Origin of the sequence: Paracoccus aerodenitrificans (assembly GCF_027913215.1) — a bacterium.
GTDB classification, from domain to species: Bacteria; Pseudomonadota; Alphaproteobacteria; order Rhodobacterales; family Rhodobacteraceae; genus Paracoccus; species Paracoccus aerodenitrificans.
The window spans coordinates 498,226-519,817 of record NZ_CP115784.1 but is presented as its reverse complement, the minus strand read 5'-3'; the positions used below and the strand labels follow the sequence as shown (position 1 = coordinate 519,817).

At 60.5% G+C, this 21,592-nt stretch carries 20 protein-coding genes; 8 read left to right on the top strand and 12 right to left on the bottom strand.

Annotated elements, in window-relative coordinates:
- Positions 1 to 271 precede the first annotated feature (271 nt).
- On the bottom strand, positions 272 to 727 hold the full coding sequence (locus tag PAE61_RS03860; protein ID WP_271114102.1) for a DUF6389 family protein: 456 nt from the start codon (positions 725 to 727) through the stop codon (positions 272 to 274).
- Between the two features lie 378 nt (positions 728 to 1,105).
- On the opposite strand from PAE61_RS03860, the gene choX reads away from it, so the two are divergent.
- The 3 genes from choX to choV are packed head-to-tail and all read left to right on the top strand — an operon-like array spanning position 1,106 to position 3,889.
- A complete protein-coding gene (choX, locus tag PAE61_RS03855) occupies positions 1,106 to 2,038 on the top strand; it encodes a choline ABC transporter substrate-binding protein (protein ID WP_271114101.1) in 933 nt (310 codons plus the stop codon).
- Between the two features lie 7 nt (positions 2,039 to 2,045).
- Positions 2,046 to 2,894, top strand: a complete 849-nt coding sequence (choW, locus tag PAE61_RS03850) for a choline ABC transporter permease subunit (RefSeq protein WP_271114100.1) — start codon at positions 2,046 to 2,048, stop codon at positions 2,892 to 2,894.
- The gene (gene choV / locus PAE61_RS03845) at positions 2,891 to 3,889 is read left to right on the top strand and encodes a choline ABC transporter ATP-binding protein (protein WP_271114099.1); all 999 of its coding nucleotides are present in this window, start codon (positions 2,891 to 2,893) and stop codon (positions 3,887 to 3,889) included. Before choW ends, choV begins: the two co-directional genes overlap by 4 nt.
- A 14-nt stretch (positions 3,890 to 3,903) precedes the next feature.
- Here choV and PAE61_RS03840 read toward each other — a convergent pair whose 3' ends face one another.
- Entirely contained in the window at positions 3,904 to 4,797 is an 894-nt protein-coding gene (locus PAE61_RS03840; RefSeq protein ID WP_271114098.1) for a DMT family transporter, read from the bottom strand.
- A 4-nt stretch (positions 4,798 to 4,801) separates the two neighbouring features.
- On the bottom strand, positions 4,802 to 5,395 hold the full coding sequence (locus PAE61_RS03835) for a LysE/ArgO family amino acid transporter (RefSeq protein WP_271114097.1): 594 nt from the start codon (positions 5,393 to 5,395) through the stop codon (positions 4,802 to 4,804).
- An 89-nt stretch (positions 5,396 to 5,484) separates the two neighbouring features.
- Here PAE61_RS03835 and PAE61_RS03830 point away from each other — a divergent pair, with 89 nt between their 5' ends.
- Positions 5,485 to 6,357, top strand: coding sequence for a LysR family transcriptional regulator ArgP (locus tag PAE61_RS03830; protein WP_271114096.1), 873 nt, complete (start codon positions 5,485 to 5,487; stop codon positions 6,355 to 6,357).
- Here the strand turns inward: PAE61_RS03830 and PAE61_RS03825 are convergent, their stop codons facing one another.
- Positions 6,358 to 7,101 carry a YebC/PmpR family DNA-binding transcriptional regulator gene (locus PAE61_RS03825; protein ID WP_271114095.1) on the bottom strand — a complete coding sequence of 248 codons (744 nt, stop codon included), beginning with the start codon at positions 7,099 to 7,101 and terminating at the stop codon, positions 6,358 to 6,360.
- Positions 7,102 to 7,255: 154 nt separating this feature from the next.
- On the opposite strand from PAE61_RS03825, the gene PAE61_RS03820 reads away from it, so the two are divergent.
- Complete coding sequence (locus PAE61_RS03820; protein WP_271114094.1) at positions 7,256 to 9,043, top strand: SLC13 family permease; 1,788 nt, start codon at positions 7,256 to 7,258, stop codon at positions 9,041 to 9,043.
- 42 nt (positions 9,044 to 9,085) lie between these two features.
- Here PAE61_RS03820 and PAE61_RS03815 read toward each other — a convergent pair whose 3' ends face one another.
- The 3 genes from PAE61_RS03815 to PAE61_RS03805 form a co-directional block, all read right to left on the bottom strand.
- A complete protein-coding gene (locus PAE61_RS03815) occupies positions 9,086 to 9,445 on the bottom strand; it encodes a hypothetical protein (RefSeq protein WP_271114093.1) in 360 nt (119 codons plus the stop codon).
- A 13-nt stretch (positions 9,446 to 9,458) separates the two neighbouring features.
- Positions 9,459 to 11,237, bottom strand: coding sequence for an SLC13 family permease (locus PAE61_RS03810; RefSeq protein ID WP_271114092.1), 1,779 nt, complete (start codon positions 11,235 to 11,237; stop codon positions 9,459 to 9,461).
- A 90-nt stretch (positions 11,238 to 11,327) separates the two neighbouring features.
- Positions 11,328 to 12,155 (bottom strand): TIGR00282 family metallophosphoesterase, encoded by an 828-nt coding sequence (locus tag PAE61_RS03805; RefSeq protein ID WP_271114091.1) that lies wholly within the window; start codon positions 12,153 to 12,155, stop codon positions 11,328 to 11,330.
- A 165-nt stretch (positions 12,156 to 12,320) separates the two neighbouring features.
- Between PAE61_RS03805 and PAE61_RS03800 the strand changes: the two genes are divergently transcribed.
- Complete coding sequence (locus tag PAE61_RS03800) at positions 12,321 to 13,637, top strand: methyl-accepting chemotaxis protein (RefSeq protein ID WP_271114090.1); 1,317 nt, start codon at positions 12,321 to 12,323, stop codon at positions 13,635 to 13,637.
- Here the strand turns inward: PAE61_RS03800 and PAE61_RS03795 are convergent, their stop codons facing one another.
- On the bottom strand, positions 13,638 to 13,862 hold the full coding sequence (locus tag PAE61_RS03795) for a hypothetical protein (RefSeq protein WP_271114089.1): 225 nt from the start codon (positions 13,860 to 13,862) through the stop codon (positions 13,638 to 13,640).
- A 73-nt stretch (positions 13,863 to 13,935) separates the two neighbouring features.
- On the opposite strand from PAE61_RS03795, the gene mutS reads away from it, so the two are divergent.
- Positions 13,936 to 16,557, top strand: coding sequence for a DNA mismatch repair protein MutS (gene mutS / locus PAE61_RS03790; RefSeq protein WP_271114088.1), 2,622 nt, complete (start codon positions 13,936 to 13,938; stop codon positions 16,555 to 16,557).
- A gap of 270 nt (positions 16,558 to 16,827) precedes the next feature.
- Here the strand turns inward: mutS and PAE61_RS03785 are convergent, their stop codons facing one another.
- The 4 genes from PAE61_RS03785 to PAE61_RS03770 are packed head-to-tail and all read right to left on the bottom strand — an operon-like array spanning position 16,828 to position 20,768.
- Entirely contained in the window at positions 16,828 to 17,556 is a 729-nt protein-coding gene (locus PAE61_RS03785) for a proteasome-type protease (protein ID WP_271114087.1), read from the bottom strand.
- A 32-nt stretch (positions 17,557 to 17,588) separates the two neighbouring features.
- The gene (locus PAE61_RS03780) at positions 17,589 to 18,401 is read right to left on the bottom strand and encodes a transglutaminase family protein (protein WP_271114086.1); all 813 of its coding nucleotides are present in this window, start codon (positions 18,399 to 18,401) and stop codon (positions 17,589 to 17,591) included.
- Between the two features lies 1 nt (position 18,402).
- Positions 18,403 to 19,350, bottom strand: a complete 948-nt coding sequence (locus PAE61_RS03775) for an alpha-E domain-containing protein (protein WP_271114085.1) — start codon at positions 19,348 to 19,350, stop codon at positions 18,403 to 18,405.
- An 11-nt stretch (positions 19,351 to 19,361) separates the two neighbouring features.
- Positions 19,362 to 20,768: a circularly permuted type 2 ATP-grasp protein gene (locus PAE61_RS03770; RefSeq protein WP_271114084.1), complete on the bottom strand. Its 1,407-nt coding sequence runs from the start codon at positions 20,766 to 20,768 to the stop codon at positions 19,362 to 19,364.
- Positions 20,769 to 20,968: 200 nt separating this feature from the next.
- Here PAE61_RS03770 and PAE61_RS03765 point away from each other — a divergent pair, with 200 nt between their 5' ends.
- Positions 20,969 to 21,544 carry a transglycosylase SLT domain-containing protein gene (locus PAE61_RS03765; RefSeq protein WP_271114083.1) on the top strand — a complete coding sequence of 192 codons (576 nt, stop codon included), beginning with the start codon at positions 20,969 to 20,971 and terminating at the stop codon, positions 21,542 to 21,544.
- The last annotated feature ends 48 nt before the right edge of the window (positions 21,545 to 21,592 follow it).

Sequence of the window (21,592 nt, the reverse complement as noted above, 5' to 3'; positions counted from 1 at the left end):
GGCGTCATGAGGGGCAGTAACCGGGCCGGGCGGCAGGTCAGCCGGAAACCACGGCTTTTTGTCTGTCGGGGCGACCGGGACCACCCTTTGGCAGCAAGACCGGCAGCGGACGTAACATGCGTGCTTTCCCTGTGTCCGTGCATTGCGGCAACATTTCTCTCATGTTTCTACGATTATGCTGTGCGACAAAAAGACTGAGAAGATTGTGATTTCAAAAGCTGCCGTTCGTGACCGTCATAGCTGAGCCTGCTTCGTGTTCCATTGCCTTCGCTCAAACGGTGAGGGAAATTGTTGGAGTGCTTCCAAAACCATCTTCTCCCTCTATGGTGACGGGCAGGTGAACCTTCATCCCGCCGAAGGTTGCCCACAATTCTTTCACCCAAACCATGGCGATATCCACGATGGCGTCGTTCACACTGAAAGGTTGATCAAACGGATCGAATAGGGGGACATCAGGCGTGATTGCCCCGTTAACAACCCGCACATCAAAAAGATATCGAAAGTCGCCGATGGCCTTATTGAGAACAAATAGGTCAGGTCCATCGAGATGTACCACGACAGAAAACATCCCCTCTGCGTCTTGAGGCACGTGGACCATGATCCGAACACTGCGTGTTTTCTCTGGTAGACAGCGGTTTATCGACTGCAACATGGATAGAGCAGTGCTTGTATGGGCACGAAGAATCGCGAGCAAAACCCGCTTGTATTCATCAACTTCATTAATCACGGACGTTTCCTTAAAACACGATTAAACCAATTTCGCAGCAAGACCAACCTACAGCAATGTCCCGCAAATCTGCCAACACATGCTGTTTCCCCAGCTTCTGCCATTGAACACGGTTTACCTAATCAAACGGAACGGACTGGTATTCAGCCACCCTCCTAACCCTTTGATGCCCAATCAGCACAAAGAAATTACCATCCGGCAACTTACCGCAACGCGGCGCATCACATACGGACAATCATCCGGATTGCGACGTTGATTAATTCGGTCTTTCCGCTAGTCTCCCGCGCACGGCTTCGTATCCGCGCATCGCGCGGCCGGCAGATGCCCGGAGAGGCTGGACTGATTGACTGGTCAATCGACAATATTCGAGGAGACGACATGACCCGCTTCGCCGCTTTGCTGCTGACTTCAGCATTCGCCCTGCCCGCCTTCGCGCAGGAACCGGAATCCTGCCAGCAGGTCAGTTTCTCGGATGTGGGCTGGACCGATATCACCGCAACCACGGCTGTTGCGACGACGATCCTTGATGCGCTCGGCTATGAGACCGAGATCAGGGTTCTCTCGCTGCCGGTCACATTTACGGCCATGTCCACCAATGATGTCGATGTCTTCCTCGGTCTGTGGATGCCGACAATGGAAGCCGATATCGCCCCCTATCGCGAAGCCGGCACGATCGAGATGATACGCGTCAATCTGACCGGCGCGAAATATACGCTGGCCACCAACAAGGCAGGGGCGGATTTGGGCATCACGGATTTCTCTGCCATTGCCGAACATCAGGGTGAGCTGGACGGAAAGATCTACGGGATCGAGCCGGGCAATGACGGCAACCGCCTGCTGATCGAAATGGTGGCCGAAAACCAGTTCGGTCTGGGCACGTTCGAGGTGGTGGAATCCTCGGAGCAGGGCATGCTGGCGCAGGTCGCCCGCGAAACCGGCAGCGGCAATCCGATCGTCTTCCTCGGCTGGGAACCGCATCCGATGAACAGCCAGTTCGAGCTGACCTATCTGGAAGGTGGCGATGACGTGTTCGGCCCCAACCTGGGCGGCGCAGAGGTCCGCACGACCACGCGCGCAGGCTTTGTCGCGGACTGCCCGAATGTCGGAAAATTCCTGCAAAATCTCGAATTCTCGCTTGAGATGGAAAACGAGATCATGGGCGCAATCCTGAATGACGGGGAAAGGCCCGAGGATGCGGCGACTTCCTGGCTGAAGGAAAACCCTGACGCGGCCAGCATCTGGCTGGAGGGCGTGACGGCGCAGGACGGTCGCGACGCGGTCGAGGTGCTGACTGCGGCGCTGGAAGGCTGAGCCTCTTTTGGAACGACTGACAGAGCTGGTCATCGAACGGAAGATCCCTGTCGGCGATGCCGCCGAATGGATCTTCGACTGGCTGACCACCCATGCCCGCGCGGTGTTCGACCTGCTTGCCACGGTCCTGCAATCCATGATCGACGCGATCATGTTCGCACTGACCGAGCCGCATCCCTTCGCCCTCATCGCGGTGTTCATGCTGCTTGCCTATGCGCTGCAGCGCCGGGTTCTGGTTTCGGCAGGGATCGGGCTGGGATTCCTGTTCATCCTCAATCAGGATTACTGGGATGAGACGATGCAGTCTCTGACGCTGGTGCTGGCATCCTGCGTGGTCTGCATGGGCGTGGGTGTCCCGGTCGGCATCGGCCTCGCCCACCGGCCAAGGCTGTATGCATGGGTCAGACCGCTTCTCGACCTGATGCAGACCCTGCCGACTTTCGTCTATCTGATCCCGGCCATCGTGTTTTTCGGAATCGGCATGGTGCCAGGGCTGATCGCGACGGTGATCTTCGTTCTGCCCGCGCCGATCCGGCTGACCCAGCTTGGGATTTCCTCGACGCCCGCCGCCCTGCGTGAGGCCGGAACCGCATTCGGTGCAACCGGGCGCCAGCTTCTCTGGAAGGTCGAGATCCCAAGCGCCCTGCCGCAGATCATGGCCGGCCTGAACCAGACGATCATGCTGTCCCTCTCGATGGTCGTGATCGCCGCCCTTGTCGGAGCGTCGGGGCTTGGCGTGCCAGTGGTGCGGGCGCTGAACAGCGTCAATACCTCGCTTGGCTTCGAATCCGGTCTGGTCATCGTCGTGGTCGCCATCATGCTGGACCGGCTTCTGCGCTTCCGGAGAAAATCGTGACGGCAATTGAATTCGACGCGTGCTCTTTCGTGTTTGGCGATGCGCCCCGTCAGGCGCTGAGCCTTGCCGATGAGGGGCTGGACCGCAGCGCCATTGAGGAAGCTACCGGCGACGTGCTCGGCGTCCATGATGCGACCCTGACGGTCGAGGACGGAGAGATCGTAGTCCTGATGGGGCTGTCAGGGTCGGGGAAATCCTCGCTGCTGCGTGCGGTGAACGGGCTTAACCCTGTGATCCGCGGGGATGTGCGGGTCCGCATGGGCGATCGGATGATTTCTGTGCGCGATGCCGACAAAGCCACCTTGCGGCAGTTGCGGCTGAACCATGTCTCGATGGTGTTTCAGCAATTCGGCCTTCTGCCGTGGCGCAGCGTCGCGGATAATGTCGGGCTTGGACTGGAACTTGCCGGAATGCCGAAAGCGCAGCGGCGATTACGCGTCACGGATCAGCTTGCCACGGTCGGCCTTGGTGACTGGGCGGACCGCCCGGTCGGAGAGTTGTCCGGCGGCATGCAGCAGCGCGTCGGTCTGGCCCGCGCCTTCGCGACCGAGGCCCCGATCCTGCTCATGGATGAGCCTTTCAGTGCGCTCGACCCCCTGATCCGCACCCGCCTGCAGGATGAGCTTCTGGAACTTCAGGCCAGAACCCGCCGCAGCATCCTGTTCGTCAGTCACGACCTCGATGAGGCGTTCAAACTGGGCAACCGCATCGCATTGATGGAGGGCGGCAGGATCGTGCAGACCGGCACACCCCGCGAAATCATCGCCTCCCCGGCAAGCGCGTATGTGGCTGATTTCGTCGCCCATATGAACCCGCTGGACGTGCTGACCGCCGAGGATCTGGCGGTTGAGGGCAGCGCCGAGGGACCACCAATCCCGCCCTCAATGCCCCTGCGCGAGCTGCTTGCCGCATTGTCCGACGCCGAATCGCGCCCCCTTGAAGGTGGCGGCGTCGTTCACCGGCGTGATGTTCTCGCACGGCTTTCGGGCCGCTGATACAGCCCCATATACTATTCGGAATTCCGCTGACTGTCCTCACTGGCGCGGAGTCTCGCTTCGCGCCAGGTAATATAGCTGATCGCCGCAATCATGATCCCGCCGCCGAGCATGACCATCGGGTCAAACGGCTCGGCGAACAGGGCCATGCCCAGCAAACCGGCCCAGATCAATTGCAGAAAAGTGACTGGCTGGGTCACGGCCATCGGCGCGACAGCAAAAGCGCGGGTCATCGTATAATGGCCAGCCGTGGCAAAGACCGCGACAAGCGCCAGACCAAGAAGCTGGCCGGGATCGGGCGTGACCCAGCCGATCAGGGCAAGGGGAAAAAGCCCTATCGGCACCGTGACGGACAACATCGCCACGACGATCTCGGCAGGGACGCGCTGCGCCACCCTGCGGGCGACCAGATATGACAGCCCGAACAGCACTGCCGCTGAAATCTGAGCCAGATGCCCCAGCTCCAGCACTCTCATCCCCGGCCTCAACACAACAAGCGCCCCGCCCAGAGCGACCAGAATCGCCATGCCGCGACGCCATGACAGCGCCTCTCCCAGCAGGATCGCCGCGCCGAGCGTCGCGATGATCGGATTGAGAAAGCCGATTGCGGTCACCTCGGCGATGGGGATCTGCGTCATCGCATAGAACCACAGGATGACGGCAAGGGTATGGAGCGCTCCGCGAAGGATGAACGGCCCGTACAGATCTTTCGGAATGCCTTGTCGGGCGATCTTCACAAGGATCGGCGCAAGAAGCACCAGCCCGAACAGGAAGCGGATAAAAGCCGATTGGGCCGGAGGAAGACCCTGCCCGAAATATTTGACCAATCCGTTAACGGCAACAAAACACAGCCCCGTCACGACCATCCAGAAAACCCCGGCAAGGTCGTTGCGTATTGTCTCGGTCACGTCGTCAACCTTTGATCAGCCTGACAGCGATAGACCACATAATCGCGGCGATGCCCAGATCCAGTACCTGCCAGGCGCGGGGACGGGCGAAGACCGGGGCCAGAAGCCGCGCCCCATAGCCAAGGGCGAAGAAGAAAAGGAACGATCCGGTCACGGCACCGGCGGCAAAGGCGGTCTTGTCGGTGAAATCGGCCGAAACGGCACCCAGAAGCACCACCGTATCCAGATAAACATGCGGATTCGCCCAGGTCATTGCCGCCACTGTCGCCATTGTCGGCCAGAAAAGCTGAGCCTGTCCGCTGGCGCGCAAGGCATCTCCACCGCGAAAAGCCGAGAGAGCCGCGCGAAGTCCATAAACCAACAGAAAAACCGCGCCGCCCCAACGCATGACCTCGGTGAACCACGGAGCCATACGCGACAGCAGCCCCGCCCCGAAAACGCCGACCGAGACGAGGATGGCGTCCGAGACAGCGCAGAACAGGCACACCGCAAATACATGGCTGCGCAGCAGACCCTGCCGCAGAACGAGGGCGTTCTGCGCTCCGATTGCCACGATCAGCGAAAGACCCGTTCCAAGACCGGCAAGATAGCTGTGCATCCGTTTCCTCATATTTCTCTGGCATTGTTCTTGTCTGCCGCCGGGAAATAATGAAAATTGATAATACTTCTAGCAGATAAATTTTGTTTATGATCGACTATCCCGCCCTTGCCGCTTTGGCAGAGATCATCCGCCGCGGTTCCTTCGACGCCGCAGCCAGTGCTCTGGGCGTGACCCAGCCTGCGATATCCCAGCGGATCAAGACGCTGGAAAGCCGGACGGGTCAGGTTCTGCTGGACCGGGGGCCTCCGGTCTCGGCGACGCAGGCCGGGCTGAGGCTGGTCGCGCATTTCGATCAGGTGCGGCTGCTTGAACAGGCGGTCAGAACGGATCTTGTCAGCGCCGCCGATCCGGCGACGATCCGGATTGCGGTGAATGCGGACAGCCTCGCAAGCTGGGCCATTGAGGCGCTGCCGCAAGCGCCCGGATTGTTGGATCTGGTGATTGACGATCAGGAACATGCCGAAACATGGTTGCGCTCGGGGCTGGTCAGCGCGGCGATCACGTCGCAGCGCGGTCCTGTTGCCGGGTGCGACAGCCATGCGCTTGGGGCGATGCGCTATATCGCCTGTGCCACGCCAGACTTCATGGCCCGGCATTTCCCAAACGGCGTCACGGCTGACGCGCTTGGCCGCGCCCCGGCGGTGACCTTCAACAGCAAGGACGGGCTGCAATCCGGCTGGGTGCGCAGCCGGATCGGCAGGCCGGTCGTCTTTCCCACCCATCTGATCCCCGCGACCGAGCCATTCGCACAGGCGGTCAGGCTGGGCATGGGGTGGGGCATGAACCCGGATCTGCTGATCAGGGACGATCTAAGGAGCGGCAGGCTGATGCCTCTGCTGCCGGATGCAGAGCTTCTGGTGCCGCTTTACTGGCAGGTCACGCGGATCATGGCCCCTGCGCTACTGCCGCTGACCCGCGCGATCAGACGATCAGCACAGGCGACACTGGTGCAGCCCTGATCAAAGCTGGCTGGCGACCTCATCCGAGAGATCGAAATTGCCGGTAACGTTCTGCACGTCATCGTCATCTTCCAGCGTCTCGATCAGCTTCATCAGCTTCTGCGCGGTCTCCATATCGGTGACCTCGGTGGGGGCCTGAGGCTTCCAGATCAGCTTGGCGGTTTCGGATTCGCCCAGACTGGCCTCCAGAGCGGTGGACACATCGTTCAGATCGGTATCGGCGCAATAGATCCAGTGTCCGTCCTCATCGGATTCGACATCGTCGGCACCGGCCTCAATCGCGGCCATCATGACGGAATCGGCGTCGCCCGCATCCACCGGATACTTGATCTCGCCCACACGGTCGAACATGAAGCTGACACTGCCGGTCTGCCCCAGATCGCCGCCATTCTTGGTGAAGGTCGAACGCACATTCGAGGCGGTGCGGTTGCGGTTATCCGTCATAGCCTCGACAATGATCGCGATGCCGTTGGGGCCATAGCCCTCATAGCGGATCTCATCATAGCTTTCCGCATCGCCGCCCTGCGATTTCTTGATCGCGCGGTCGATGACATCCTTCGGCACCGAGTTCGACTTCGCCTCTTTCACCGCCAGACGCAGACGGGGATTCTTCTCAGGATCGGGATCGCCCATTTTCGCCGCGACGGTGATTTCCTTCGAAAGCTTGGAAAACAGTTTCGAGCGGATAGCGTCCTGACGACCCTTGCGGTGCTGGATATTCGCCCATTTTGAGTGGCCTGCCATGATCGGTGATCCTTCGAATTCAGCATTGATCGGATTTCGGGCGCTTTTAATCCAGCGGGCACCCGATCTGCAAGGGACAGTGCGCAATCCGCGAATTGCAGATCCGCATCCAGCCGCTATGCTCGATAAGATTTATGACATTTCAGGCGCGCGAATGACCTTTCCACAGATTGCGCTCTTCTCGATTTTCGGCGCGGTGATGATCCTTATGTTCATCGGCAAATGGCGACATGATCTTGTCGCCTTTGCCGGATTGATGGCGGGTGTCCTGCTTGGCGTCGTGCCGGGAGATCAGGCCTTCAGCGGGTTCGGCCACCCCGCCACGATGGTGGTGGCGCTGATCCTGATCGTCACGGCAGGGCTGATGCGCTCGGGCGCGGTCGCGATGCTGGCCCGGTATCTGGTCCGGGAAGGCAGGCCTTTGCCCGCCCATATCGCCGTGATGTCCGCGATTGGCGGGTTTCTGTCGGGTTTCATGAACAATATCGCCGCCCTCGCGATCCTGATGCCGATAGATATGCAGGTTGCCCGCAAGGCCGGGCGCAGCGCCGCGCTGACCCTGATGCCGATTGCTTTCGCGACCATCCTCGGCGGCATGCTGACACTGATCGGAACGCCGCCGAACCTGATCGTTTCGGGCTTCCGTCAGGACGTGTTGGGTGAGCCTTACCGCATGTTCTCATTCCTGCCGGTCGGTGCAGCCGTCGCCACTGCCGGGATCGCCTTCATCGCGCTGATCGGCTGGCGGCTGATCCCCGTGCGCCGGGACGATGAGGAAAGCCCGGACAGCAGATACCGTACAAGACGCTATCAGACGCAGCTTGTCGTGACCGAGGAAACCAGACAATCCGAGGGTGAGACCCTTGCCGAATGGCAGGAAACCGCGAAATCCGCCGGAGCGAGCCTTGTCCGCGTCTCCCATCATCATCACCCGGTCGAGGGCGAGCCCGATCAGATCACCATCTCGCCCGGCGATGTCCTGACCATTCGCGCCGAGCCCGAGACGCTTGACGAGTTCCGCTCGGCCCGCAAGCTCAGCTATCCTGACGGTCGCGCCGAACCCCGACCGCGCCCCCGGCGTGAGGAGCATGAGAGCCTTGTCGAATGCCTCGTCCCGATTGGCTCGGATATTGTCGGGCGGACAGCGCGAAGCGCGGGGCTGGTCAATCGTCACGACTCGGTTCTGATGGGGCTGCGCCGCCGCGGGCGCATCATCACTGGCAAGCTTCAGGGCGAACCGATTGAGGCGGGCGATCTGCTGTTGCTGCTTGTCCCCGAGGGCAATCTTGAAAACCTTGCGGGTCGGCTGGGGATCCTGCCGCTGGAGGGTACCGGCCATTCGGTCATCCGCGAAAGGCAGATGCTGCTGACGCTCGGGCTGTTTGTCGGGGCAGTGCTGCTGACCAGCTTCGGGCTGATCACCATGCCGATAGCGCTTGGCTGCGTGGTGGTGGCCTATGTGCTGTTCGGGGTGCTCTCGATCACCGAGATATACGATTATATCGACTGGTCCGTCGTGGTTCTTCTGGGGGCGATGATCCCTCTGGGTCTGGCGCTGGATTCGACCGGAGGATCGGCGCTGATTGCAGGCGGGCTGGCGCGGATGACGGAGGGCTTTCCGGCATGGGTGGCGCTGTCCTTGCTGATGGTCACGACCATGTTCATGTCGGATATCCTGAACAATAATGCCACGACAATCATCGCCGCGCCCGTCGGCATAAGGCTGGCCGAGCAGCTTGGCGTCAACCCGGACGCGTTTCTGATGGGCGTCGCCGTGTCGGCGGCCTGCGCATTTCTGACCCCTATCGGCCATCAGAACAACACGCTGATCATGGGGCCGGGCGATTATCGCTTCGGGGATTACTGGCGCATGGGATTGCCGCTTGAGATCATCGTCATGCTGGTTTCGGTCCCGGTGCTGCTGATCGTCTGGCCGCTGTAGAAGCACACCAACCGCAGCTTACACAGTGCCGGGAAGGCCGCCTCAGTCGAAATTCGTGGCTTTCATATAGTCCGGATCGCGCGAATGCGGGGTCTTGAAAAGGGTCTCGCGCCCATCCGCTGTGGTGATGGTCACATCCGCATAAGGCTCGGTATAGCGGTTGCCGAAATAATCCGGCGCGATGAAGCTGATCTCATATCGTGCATTGACCGGACAGCTCGGAAAATCGCCGATCAACCGTTTCGAGACCTCCTCGACATGGCATTGCTCTCCGTTGCTGAAAATCACGGTCAGACGGTCGCTCAGCAAGATGACATCATCGGGATTGGCCCGGTCATCCGGGATCGCACAGGCCGCAAGCGACGCAGTCGCGGCAGCGATCATGATCGGCTTAACACGCATGGTTCTCGCCCCCTTATAATGGCCAGAAAATGGGAATAACCAGCGACGCCGTCAACGCCATCAGCAGATTCAGCGGCAGGCCGACCCGGATGAAATCGCTGAAACGATACCCGCCGGGACCATAGACCAGCGTATTCGTCTGATATCCGATCGGGGTTGCGAAACTGGCCGAGGCGCCCATCATGACCGCGATAATCAGCGGCCTCGGATCGACATCCAGAGACAGACCCAGACTGATCGCAACCGGCGTCACGATCACCGCGACGGCATTATTCGTCACCGTCTCGGTCAGCGTCGTCGCCAGCAGATAGACAGCCAGCACCAGCCCCCAATGCGGCAGCGTCGCCAGCGTCGGAGACACCCATGACACGATCATCTCGACCGCGCCGGAGTTATCCAGCCCGGCCCCCACCGCAAGCATCGCGAAGATCAGCGCCAGCAACCGGCCATCGACAAAGCTCAGCGCCTCATCCGCGTCGATACAGCGCGTTCCCAGCACGATTGCCACGCCGCAAAACGCCAAAAGCAGGATCGGCGCAATATCGAAAGCCGACAGAATGACAACCCCGGCCAGAACCGCCACCACAATAGGCGCATGTTTCCGGCGGAACGCACGATCCGAGGGCGCGGTGACCTCGACCATCTCCATATCGGCGGCGAGACGCTGAATATCCGCCGGAGCGCCCTCCAGAAGCAGCGTATCGCCGACACGCACCACCAGATCGTCAAGCTGCCGCCCGATATTCTGGTTCTTGCGATGCGCCGCCAGCACATAGACCCCATAGCGCCGCCGCAGACGCATCGACCCAAGCGAGCGCCCGACCATGTGGCAACCCGGCGTGATCAGCACCTCGACCGTCGAGGTCTGCACCGAGCTGAGCTTATCGACCATGCGCAGATCCTTGTTGCCCTGAAGGCCGAGAACCTCGGACATGGGCGTGCGCAGAACCACGCGGTCCCCGGGCTCCAGCGTCACCGCCGCCAGATCCCGCCGCAGCGAGGCATCTCCGCGCAGCACGTCGATCACGCGGGCATTCTCACGGTTGAAAATATCGATATCTTCCAGCTTGCGATCAACCAGCGAGCTTCCCTCGGGGATCGCAACTTCGGTGAAGAATTTCATCTTGGAACGGCTCGACACAAGCGACGACATCGAGCTGCGCTCGGGCAGCAGCCGAGGCGCGACGAACAGAAGATATGTCAGCCCGACAGCAGCCATCGCCAAACCGACCGGGGTGATTTCGAAAATGCCGAACGCAGGCTGCCCCGCCTGCCGGGCGACACCATCGACCAGCAGGTTGGTCGAGGTCCCGATCATCGTCACCGTCCCGCCAAGGATCGACAGATAGGACAGCGGCATCAGCAGCTTCGACGGCGCTTTTTCAAGCTCTCGTGCAAGCTGGATGAAGATCGGCATCATCACCACGACCAGAGGGGTGTTATTCACGAAAGCCGACATCGCCAGAACCGTCACCGACAGCCCGGCCAGCGTCAGAAACGGATGCTGTTTCGCATGACGCGCCGCATGCTGCCCGATCCAGTCAAGCGCCCCGGTCCTGACCAGCCCTCCGACAATGATGAACATGAACGCAATGGTCCACGGAGCCGGATTCGCCAGCACCTCCGTCACCTTCCCGGCGGGCAGGATGCCAAGCGACAGCAAGACGACAGCACCCAGAATGGCCGTTACCTCGGGAGGATAGGTTTCCCGGACAAACAATGTCAGCATGCCAACGATAATCAGGATCGTCGCAATGGCAGAGGCGTTTCCGGTCAATTCGAAGCCGAACATGGCATCCCCAAGCTCACGACCGGCAACGGCCAGCCAATCGGCGCATCTTTGTCGTATAGGGGCAGGCTGCGCAAGGGACCTGCAGCAACGTCACGCCCCGGCAGGCATCGCAGGCGAAAGTCGGCCTCCATGCCGGATCGGCCAGACATGCTGCGCCAGACCGGTGCGGTCATCGGTCTCGACCAGAACGCCGCACAACGTGGCGTCCTGCTGTGCGGGAGAGAACCGCTCGCGGCTCATCCCGGTCACGAAACGGCGCAGCGGCTCGGTTTTTTCCATCCCGATGACGCTGTCATAATCTCCGCACATCCCGGCATCGGTCAGATAGGCCGTTCCCCGGTTCAGGATCTGCGCATCTCCGGTCGGAACATGGGTATGCGTTCCGACGACAAGGCTTGCACGCCCATCACAAAAATGCCCGGCCGCCATTTTTTCCGAGGTCGCCTCGGCATGAAAATCGACCAGAGCCGCCTGAACACTCGCCATCGCCCCCATCGGATGTGCCCTCAGCACCGCATCCAGCGCTGAAAACGGGTCGTCGAACGCCCGTTTCATGAAAACATTGCCCAATACCTGAGCAACCATGACCCTGCGCCCCCTGGATGCCTCGAAAACCCCTGCGCCACGGCCCGGCGCGTCCTTTGCGAAATTCATCGGACGCAGCACGCGAGGCTCTTTTTCGATAAAACTCAACATATCCCGCTGATCGAAGGCGTGGTCGCCAAGCGTGACAACATCGGCCCCGGCCTCAAGCAGAAGCTGGGCATGTCCTCCGGTCAGGCCCATGCCGCCGGATGCGTTCTCACCGTTCACAACGCAGAAATCCGCCCGCAAAACCTGCCTCAACTCCGGCAATTGCCCGGCAATCGCGGCCCTGCCGGCCCGGCCCATCACATCACCAAGGAATAGAATTCGCATCGGAAGCCCCTTTTCGGATTTGTCCAGTTACGCGCTTGCCGCGACCAGAGTCCACCTTCGCAATGCCCATCCCGTTTACCACGTCCCGCAGAAGGCCTTGAAGATAAAGCTGTTCTTAATCTTCCATGTTTATCGCTGCAGGCAGCACCAGCTATGAGGACGGCGATGACCGAATCGAAACCATTGAATGACAATGACCGCGTCAGGGCGCTCAGCCTTGCTCAGGCGATGATCGAATTCACGCCGGACGGTACAATTGTCGAAGCGAATGAGAATTTTCTTGGCCTGATGGGCTATCGCCGTGACGATATCGTCGGACGGCACCACCGGATCTTCGTCCGTGCGGAACAGGCAAATACGCTGGAATATTCGGAATTCTGGCGCCAGCTCGGTCAGGGCGCAGCCTTCACCGGAGAGTTTGAACGTTTAAATCGAACCGGCGCTCAGGTCTGGATCAGCGGAAGCTATGTGCCCCTGATGGATGATCAGGGAAAAGTCAGGGGTGTGCTGAAAATGGCCACCGACATCACCGCTCAGAAAATGGCGGTCTCAAGCATTATCGACGGGCTGGTCAAACTTGCCGACTGCAACGTGACGCACCGTCTGACCCAGGACATGCCGCCGGAATTTGCTGCCGTGCGGGACAGCTATAACCGGACTGTTGATAATTTTTCCAGCATGGTCAACGATATCCGAAAACGTGCGGCCATGATCCACAAAGAGGCCGAACAGATCGCGCAGGGTGCAGACGACCTTGCGCGACGCGGCGAAAGCCAGGCGGCCTCTCTGGAGCAGACTGCGGCGGCAGTCGAACAGATTTCAGGCAATACCGCGATGACCAGCAATTCCGCACAAGAGGTGAACACCGCCACCAAGGATGCCGAAAAAGTCGTCAACCACGGAAATGACGTTGTTGCGGATGCAGTTGCCGCGATTGAGCGGATCGAACAGCACACCAAAAGCATGGGCGAGTTCACCAGCGTCATTGAGAATTTCGCCTTCCAGACAAATCTCCTTTCGATCAACGCCGCAGTGGAAGCCGCCCGCGCCGGCGAAGTCGGTCGCGGCTTCGCCGTCGTCGCGCAAGAGGTCCGCAATCTCGCCCAGCAATCGGGCAAGGCATCGCAAAGCATCGCCGAACTGATCGGCAAAAGCGAAGCAGAGGTGAAATCCGGCGCTGATCTCGTCCGCCAGACAGGCAGTGCGCTTAACGATATTCAAACTGCCGTGCGCGGCGTTGTGGACCATATCTCGGGCATCGCACATGCCACCGCCGAGCAGACAACCGGTGTACAGGAAGTGTCCTCGGCTCTGGCCCATCTTGACGGGGTCAATCAGGCGAATCTCTCGATGTCTGAAAGCTATGCCGGAGCGGCGAGTTCCCTGTCTTCACAGGTAAACGATCTCACCAAATTGCTGGAAAAATTCGAGACCAGCGAAACCGCTGACTTCCCGGAACTGTCACGGCGGCAGGTCGCCTGATCAACTCGCTTCAGGCCCCGCCGAGCGGCTGATCGGCGGGGCCTGCCCGATACGGAACGCATCTTTCAGCAATATGGAGTTTGTCGAAAAGCTGCCGCGGCGCATCAGATTATATGTTCTGACATTGTACCTATCGGCATTAAGCCAATCATGACCGGCAGGCGGCAGGGCACAACGAAGCGAAACTTGATCTGAATATCTCCTCCGCTCTTCTTTGTTAAACATCTGCCCTCGTACTCCCGACGCTCTGGCATTCGGCGCATGATAGGTTAGAACCTCCCGCCAGAAGGAGGCGTCCATGTCCGATCAGCCCACTCCGATGATGGCCCAGTATCTCGCGATCCGGGAAGCGAATCCGGGTGCGTTGCTGTTCTATCGCATGGGCGATTTCTATGAGATGTTTTTCGATGACGCAGTGCAGGCGGCCGCCGCACTCGACATCGCACTGACCAAACGCGGAACGCATCAGGGTGAACCGATCCCGATGTGCGGTGTGCCCGTCCATGCTGCGGAATCCTACCTTCTGACGCTGATCCGCAAGGGGTTTCGCGTCGCCATTGCCGAGCAGATGGAGGATCCTGCCGAAGCGAAAAAACGCGGTTCGAAATCCGTCGTTGCCCGCGATGTCGTCCGGCTGGTCACGCCCGGAACGCTGACCGAGGAAACCCTGCTCGAAGCCCGGCGGCACAATTTCCTTACCGCATTTGCCAGGGTACGCGACGAAACCGCACTGGCATGGGTGGATATTTCGACCGGCGCGCTTCGCGTGATGACCTGCCCGGAAACGCGGCTGGCCCCCGAACTTGCCCGCATCGCCCCCAGGGAGTTGCTGGTGGCCGAGGGCAGCCAGTTGCAGGATCTTGCCGAAGAGGCAGGCGCGGCGCTGACGGAGCTTCCGCAGGGCAGTTTCGATTCTACCGCCTCGACACGGCGACTGGCGGCGCTGTTCAAAGTAGACACGCTTGACGGTTTCGGCAGTTTTACCCGCGCGGAGCTCTCGGCGATGGGCGCGATTGCCGATTATCTCGACCTGACGCAGAAATCGCAGCTTCCCCTGATCCGCCCTCCGCAGCGGGAACAGATCGCGGGATCAATGCAGATCGACGCGGCGACGCGGCGCAATCTGGAACTGACACAGGCGCTGTCCGGCGGGCGCGAGGGGTCGCTTCTCTGGGCCATCGACAGGACCTCGACCGCCGCAGGTGCGCGGCTTCTGGAACGACGGATCAGTGCGCCCTCGCGCGATCTGGCGACCATCCAGACCCGCCACGACGCCGTGCAGCATCTTGCCGAAGATGCCCGCCTGACCGCCGATCTGCGTGAGGCGATGGCGCGGGTGCCGGATATCGACCGAGCACTTTCACGGCTGGCGCTGGACCGGGGCGGCCCGCGCGATCTGGGCGCGATCCGGACAGGGTTGACAGAGGCCATCGCGATCGCCTTGATGCTGGGCGATGACAGCGTGACCTTGCTGTCCGATGCTGCACGCGATTTGACCGGCCATGACGACCTGATCGACCTCTTGGATGACGCTCTGGTCGCCGAGCCGCCCTTGCTGGCCCGCGATGGCGGTTTCGTCGCGGCGGGGTTCGACAGCGATCTGGACGAAACCCGACAGCTTCGCGATGAAGGCCGCGGCGTCATCGCCCGGATGCAGGGCGAATATGCCGAGCTTGCAGGCGTCTCCAGCCTGAAGATCAAGCATAACAACGTTCTGGGTTATTTCATCGAGACAACCGCGACCCATGCACAGAAGATGATGGCCCCGCCCCTGTCGGAGACCTTCATCCACCGTCAGACCACCGCCAATCAGATCCGGTTCACCACGGTCGAACTCTCCGAGCTGGAGACCCGCATCGTCAATGCCCGCGACCGTGCGCTTGAGATGGAACGCGCCATTTTCGCCCGCCTCCGCGATGCGGTTCTGGCGGCGGCGGGTCCCATCGGTCAGGCGGCCCGGGCGCTTGCCGAAATAGACCTGACGGCGGCGTTCGCCGATCTGGCAGCGGGCGAGGGCTGGACGCGTCCGCAGCTTGACCAGTCCCGCGCCTTCGAGATCGAGGCAGGCCGCCACCCTGTCGTGGAACGCGCCCTGAAGCGCAAGGCAGAAAGCTTCGTCGCGAATGACTGTGCGCTGACCGGCGGCGACACACCCGCGATATGGCTGCTGACCGGTCCGAACATGGCGGGTAAGTCGACCTTCCTGCGCCAGAATGCGCTGATCGCGGTGCTGGCTCAGGCGGGGTCCTTCGTGCCGGCGACAAAAGCCCATATCGGCCTTGTCAGCCAGCTTTTTTCCCGCGTCGGCGCGGCAGATGACCTGGCACGCGGCCGCTCTACCTTCATGGTCGAGATGGTGGAAACGGCCGCTATCCTCAATCAGGCCGATGACCGGGCGCTTGTGATCCTCGATGAGATCGGGCGCGGCACGGCGACATGGGACGGGTTGTCCATCGCCTGGGCGGTGATGGAAAACCTGCAAGCCGTCAATCGCTGCCGGGCCCTGTTTGCGACGCATTATCACGAACTGACCGCGCTTGCCGCCAAGCTGGAGGGTGTCGAAAACGCCACCGTCGCAGTTCGCGAATGGGAAGGCGAGGTGATCTTCCTGCATGAGGTCCGCAAAGGCGCCGCCGACCGTTCCTATGGCGTGCAGGTGGCACGGCTGGCGGGGCTTCCCGACGCCGTCGTGACCCGCGCCCGCGACATTCTGAACCTGCTGGAATCGGGTGAGCGTGACGGCGCGGTCCATCCCGCCGAGATCATCGACGATCTGCCCCTTTTCCGAACCGCTCCCCCTGCCCCCGCTCCGCTCAGGGAAAGCGCCGCCGAAACGCGGCTGAAGCATATCAACCCCGACAGCCTCACCCCACGCGAGGCTCTGGATCTGATCTATGAATTGAAAGGATTAACTGAGTGATTGAAGAAATTTTGAGGATTAGCCCACACCCAGAGCAGCAAAGATAATGGCAATCACGACCATTGCTGCCACTGAAGTGACTGTAATAATCACCGCCTGATCCTTGTCGTCCTTATGTACGTAGACAGGGCCCTTACACTTTGGGCAAGGCCTAGACATGTTTCGGAACTCCCGCTTGGTTTTCCATCCGCAGGACGCACATACACCCTTCAATCTCATACCGATAACCTCTACTCACCCCTAGGTCGTAAAAGTCAATTCTATTCAATTCTAAAGCGGCATTTGCACGAACGCTTCGCGCAGCGCCTCGGACCATGCTTCGGACATTGCCGAGAATTGCGGGTCGCTTTGCATGATGCGACGTTTGGCGCTGACGCGGCAGGCATCGGTTTCGATGATCGCCAGATCCAGCGGCATGCCCACCGACAGATTCGACTTCATCGTCGAATCCATCGACAAAAGAACCGCTTTCTGCGCGTCCTCCAGCGAGGTCGCAGGCGTCACCACCCGGTCGAGGATCGGCTTGCCGTATTTATGCTCGCCGATCTGAAGATAGGGTGTGTCCTCGGTCGCCTCGATATGGTTGCCCTCGGGATAGACAAGGAACAGCCGCATTTCGCCACCGGCCCGCTGACCGGCCACGATCATGCTGGCCGAGGCCTGGCTCTGCTTGAGATCCAGATATTGCGAGGCGATTTCCTGCCGTGTGCTGGCCAGCGTATCGCCGATGATCTCGACTACACCCAGCATCGAGGTGGCTTTCATGATCGAATTGCGCTCATTGGCTTCGCTGTTATCGATGGCCTCCTGAAGGCGGGCAATCGTGGTTTGCGTCACCGACAGGCTGCCCGCGGTCATGATCGCGATCACCCGCTCGCCCGGTTCCTCGAAGAAGAACATCTTGCGGTAAGTCGAGATATTATCCAGCCCGGCATTGGTCCGCGTATCCGACAGCAGCACCAGCCCGGCATTCAGTTTCAGTCCGACGCAATAGGTCATAGATCTGCCCAGAGATTCGCTTCGCGGGCTGTCTACGCCTCGACTTGCTCAACCGCAACCTTGACATCAAGCCGCTCTGCACCGCCCATCGCAGTCACGCCCCGGATGGGCGCGGCATCGCGGGAATCCAGTCCCGATCCGGTGCGAATATAGAACTCGTTCGGGCAGGTCTGGTTGGCCGCATCGAACCCGACCCAGCCGAGACCCTGTATATGGATTTCGGCCCAGGCATGCGCGGCTTCATGGGCGTTGCCCTCGGCATCCGCATGAAGATAGCCCGAGACATACCGCGCGGGCAATTCGCGCTGCCGGGCAAGGGCGATCAGCACATGCGCATGGTCCTGACAGACGCCCTCGCCCAATGCCAGAGCTTCGGCGGCGGTGGTGATCCCGTTGGTCACCCCTTGGCGATAGGCGATTTTTTCATGGACCAGGCGCGACAATTCATGCGCCAGATCAAGCGGCGAAAGATCCTGACCGGGGCCCGCCGCAATATCGAGAATGGCGTCGTCAGGTGCCGTCGTTTCGGTCGATTGCAGATAGACCATCGGGTGAATCATCTCGCGATGACCGCGCAGCACCCCGGCAAGGTCCGAGGTCTCGACGATGCCCTCGGTGCGGACCGGCACTTGCTGCACCGGCCCGTGAATCGTCCAGAGCTGCACCCAGTCGCCGGCACCGTCGCGAAACCCCGCGCCCGGCTCGCTGTGCTCGCCCATATCGACATTCCACTCGATAACCTTCTGCCCCTGAAAGACCGATGGCATGACCCGCAGGCTCTGCACACCGAAACTGACCGGGCGTTCGTAATTATAAACGGTATGATGCGTGATCTTCAGCCGCATATCAGCCCCTTCCGTGGAAGTAATCGGCCTGAACGCAGCTTGCGACCTGACCGATCTCGATGATGAAGTCGGTGAGGAACTCATGCAGCCCCTCGTCGAAAATATCGTCAACATTTAGCGCATTCATGCGATCTGCAAGCGCCTGCGCACGGTCCCGCGCGGTATGCGGCACCATGTCCCCATAGCGGCGCACCAGCGTTTCCAGATGCCACAACGCCTCCTGAACCGAGGTGATCAGCGAACGCGGGGCCTCTCCGTTCAGGATCAGGAAATGCGCCACCCGCCCGGCGCTGACATCCTCGCCATAGGCCCAGTGGAAGGATCTGTGCGCCGAAAGCGCCCGCAGGATCACCTGCCACTGATAGCTGTCCAGACCCGAGCCGACGAACTCCACCCGCGGCAGCAGAACGAAATATTTCACGTCCAGAATCCGCGCCGTCGAATCCGCCCGCTCAAGCGCATAGCCAAGCTTCATGAAATGGAAACCGTCATTGCGAAGCTGCGTGCCGTCAATCGCGCCCTGCACGGTCGAGGCGTGCCGCGCAACCATATCCGCCAGATCGGCGGCGTCTTCCTGACCGGCCTCCATCGCGCGGATCTCCTGCCAGGCGACGTTCAGCGCGTCCCAGACCCGGCTGGTCAGGGCGGTGCGGACAATGCGCCCGGATTCGCGGGCATTATAGATGCAGCTTGCCACGGAGGACGGGTTGCTTCGGTCGAAGATCATGAATTTCTCCATGTTTTCTTCCGTCAGCGCGTCATAGGCCTGATGATACAGCTGCGACGCCGCCGAGGCGCGCAGCAACGATTCCCATTCGTTCTGATAGCCCTCGGTCGTGTTCGGCAGCAAGGTGATGCGTGCGCCCACCTCGAACAGGCGCGAAGCGGTTTCCGCGCGTTCCATATGGCGGCCAAGCCAGAAAAGGTTTGATGCGGTACGGCTGAGCATGGTTGACCCCCTTATTCCGACAAGACCCAGGTATCCTTGACGCCCCCGCCCTGAGACGAGTTCACGACAAGGCTGCCCTCTTTCAGCGCCACGCGGGTCAGCCCGCCCGGCACCAGCTCGATCCGTTCGCCGCACAGACAAAAGGGGCGCAGATCGACATGACGCGGCGCGATGCCGTCCTCGACAAAGGTCGGGCAGGTCGACAGGGACAGCGTCGGCTGAGCGATGTAATTATGCGGCTTCTTTTCGATCAGGCCGCGGAACTTCTCGATCTCGGCCTTGGTCGAGCGCGGCCCGACCAGCATCCCGTAACCGCCCGAGCCGTGAACCTCTTTCACCACCAGATCGCCGAGATTATCCATCACATATTTATAATCGTCCTCTTTCCAGAGGGTCCAGGTCTCGACATTCTTCAGGATCGGCTCTTCGCCCAGATAGAAGCGGACCATTTCCGGCACGAATGTATAGATCGCCTTGTCGTCGGCCACGCCCGCGCCCGGTGCCGAACAGATCGACACCCCGCCCGAGCGGTAAACATCCATCAGCCCCGGCACGCCCAGCATGGAATCGCGGCGGAAGGTCAGCGGGTCGATGAAGGCATCGTCGATCCGGCGATAGATCACATCGACACGTTTCGGCCCCTCGGTCGTGCGCATGAAGACGAATTCGCCCTCGACGAACAGATCCGGCCCTTCGACCAGTTCGACTCCCATCAAATTGGCAAGGAAACTATGCTCGTAATAGGCGCTGTTGAAATGCCCCGGCGTCAGGATCACCACGCGCGGCCGTCCCTGACATTTCTTCGGAGCCACCGATTCCAGTGTGCGGCGGAGAAGGTCGGGATAGCCGTCCACCGGCTCGATCCGGTTGCCGCGGAACAATTCGGGGAACATCCTCATCATGATCTCGCGGTTCTCCAGCATATAGCTGACACCCGAAGGAGTGCGGCAATTATCCTCCAGCACATAGAAATCGTCGCGCCCGGTGCGGACAAGGTCGATCCCGATAATATGGCTGTACACGCCACGCGGCGGAACGAACCCGACCACCGCTTTTTCATAGGCTTCATTCTGATAGACCAGACGGGCGGGAATGCGCCCGGCACGGACGATTTCTCCGCGCGAATACACATCATGCAGGAATGCGTTCAGCGCCTTGGCGCGTTGCTTGATGCCGCGCTCAAGCCTGCGCCATTCGGACTGAGTAAAGACGCGCGGCATCATGTCGAACGGGATCAGCCGATCGGGATCGCCCCCTTCGCCGTAAACCGCGAAGGTGATTCCGATACGCCGGAACAGCGCCTCGGCCTCGGCCTGTTTCATTTGTCGGAAATCCGCTGGCATCTGTTCCACCCATCCGGACAGATGGGCGTAGGCTTCACGAACCTGATCGCCGTTGAACATTTCGTTATAATACATTCGTTCCCCTCCGCGGACCTGCTGAAGCAGCTTCAAGAATGGCGCGTTATGCGCTCGCTTGAAAGCCGATCACGGCAAATCAACGGTAGCTTGTCCGACAAGTTCCGAATTTCGCCGGTTTTCCCGGCATTTTCGGAAGATGTTTCACCTGCCGGGCAAATCCCCTAGAATGAGCAAAAAACAAAGAATGTGAGGCAGACATGAACAGGTTCTTGAAACTGGCGATCCTTATGCTGGTCGCCTCATGTGGCGGGGGCAATTACTCGGCGCCGCGCGATCTGGAAAACGCCTGTGCCATTATCCGCGAGCGTCCGGCCTATTACCGCGCCATGCAAAGCACCGAACGACGCTGGGGCGTTCCGGTTGCCGTGCAGATGGCGACCATCCATCAGGAATCCAAATTCGTCGGCGATGCACGGACACCGCATCAATACGCGCTCGGCATCATCCCGATCGGGCGTCAAAGTTCGGCCTATGGCTACAGTCAGGCTCTGGACGGCACATGGGAGGAATATCAGGCCGAAACCGGCAATCGCCGCGCACGCCGTGACGATATCCGCGATGCGACCGATTTCATGGGCTGGTATATGGATGGCACGACGCGCCGGCTGGGTGTCTCGAAATGGGACGCGCGGTCGCAATATCTGGCCTATCACGAGGGGCGATCGGGCTTTGCGCGGGGGTCCTATAGGTCGAAAGGCTGGCTGGTGGGTGTGTCGAATAACGTCCAGCGCCGCGCCCAGATGTATCACGCACAACTGCAAAGCTGCCGGTAATCCTGTCCGGGACAGCCTTCGCAAAAAAGGGCCGCCCATCCCGGGCGG

Excerpts from the sequence above, each read along its gene's own strand:
- PAE61_RS03780 (WP_271114086.1), bottom strand. The coding sequence starts at position 18,401 with ATGCGGCTGAAGATCACGCATCATACCGTTTATAATTACGAACGCCCG.
- mutS (WP_271114088.1), top strand. The coding sequence starts at position 13,936 with ATGTCCGATCAGCCCACTCCGATGATGGCCCAGTATCTCGCGATCCGG.
- PAE61_RS03835 (WP_271114097.1), bottom strand. The coding sequence starts at position 5,395 with ATGCACAGCTATCTTGCCGGTCTTGGAACGGGTCTTTCGCTGATCGTG.
- PAE61_RS03815 (WP_271114093.1), bottom strand. The coding sequence starts at position 9,445 with ATGCGTGTTAAGCCGATCATGATCGCTGCCGCGACTGCGTCGCTTGCG.
- PAE61_RS03825 (WP_271114095.1), bottom strand. The coding sequence starts at position 7,101 with ATGGCAGGCCACTCAAAATGGGCGAATATCCAGCACCGCAAGGGTCGT.
- PAE61_RS03775 (WP_271114085.1), bottom strand. The coding sequence starts at position 19,350 with ATGCTCAGCCGTACCGCATCAAACCTTTTCTGGCTTGGCCGCCATATG.
- PAE61_RS03770 (WP_271114084.1), bottom strand. The coding sequence starts at position 20,768 with ATGTATTATAACGAAATGTTCAACGGCGATCAGGTTCGTGAAGCCTAC.
- PAE61_RS03795 (WP_271114089.1), bottom strand. The coding sequence starts at position 13,862 with ATGTTTAACAAAGAAGAGCGGAGGAGATATTCAGATCAAGTTTCGCTT.
- PAE61_RS03800 (WP_271114090.1), top strand. The coding sequence starts at position 12,321 with ATGACCGAATCGAAACCATTGAATGACAATGACCGCGTCAGGGCGCTC.
- PAE61_RS03785 (WP_271114087.1), bottom strand. The coding sequence starts at position 17,556 with ATGACCTATTGCGTCGGACTGAAACTGAATGCCGGGCTGGTGCTGCTG.
- choX (WP_271114101.1), top strand. The coding sequence starts at position 1,106 with ATGACCCGCTTCGCCGCTTTGCTGCTGACTTCAGCATTCGCCCTGCCC.
- PAE61_RS03830 (WP_271114096.1), top strand. The coding sequence starts at position 5,485 with ATGATCGACTATCCCGCCCTTGCCGCTTTGGCAGAGATCATCCGCCGC.
- PAE61_RS03765 (WP_271114083.1), top strand. The coding sequence starts at position 20,969 with ATGAACAGGTTCTTGAAACTGGCGATCCTTATGCTGGTCGCCTCATGT.
- PAE61_RS03820 (WP_271114094.1), top strand. The coding sequence starts at position 7,256 with ATGACCTTTCCACAGATTGCGCTCTTCTCGATTTTCGGCGCGGTGATG.
- PAE61_RS03810 (WP_271114092.1), bottom strand. The coding sequence starts at position 11,237 with ATGTTCGGCTTCGAATTGACCGGAAACGCCTCTGCCATTGCGACGATC.
- PAE61_RS03805 (WP_271114091.1), bottom strand. The coding sequence starts at position 12,155 with ATGCGAATTCTATTCCTTGGTGATGTGATGGGCCGGGCCGGCAGGGCC.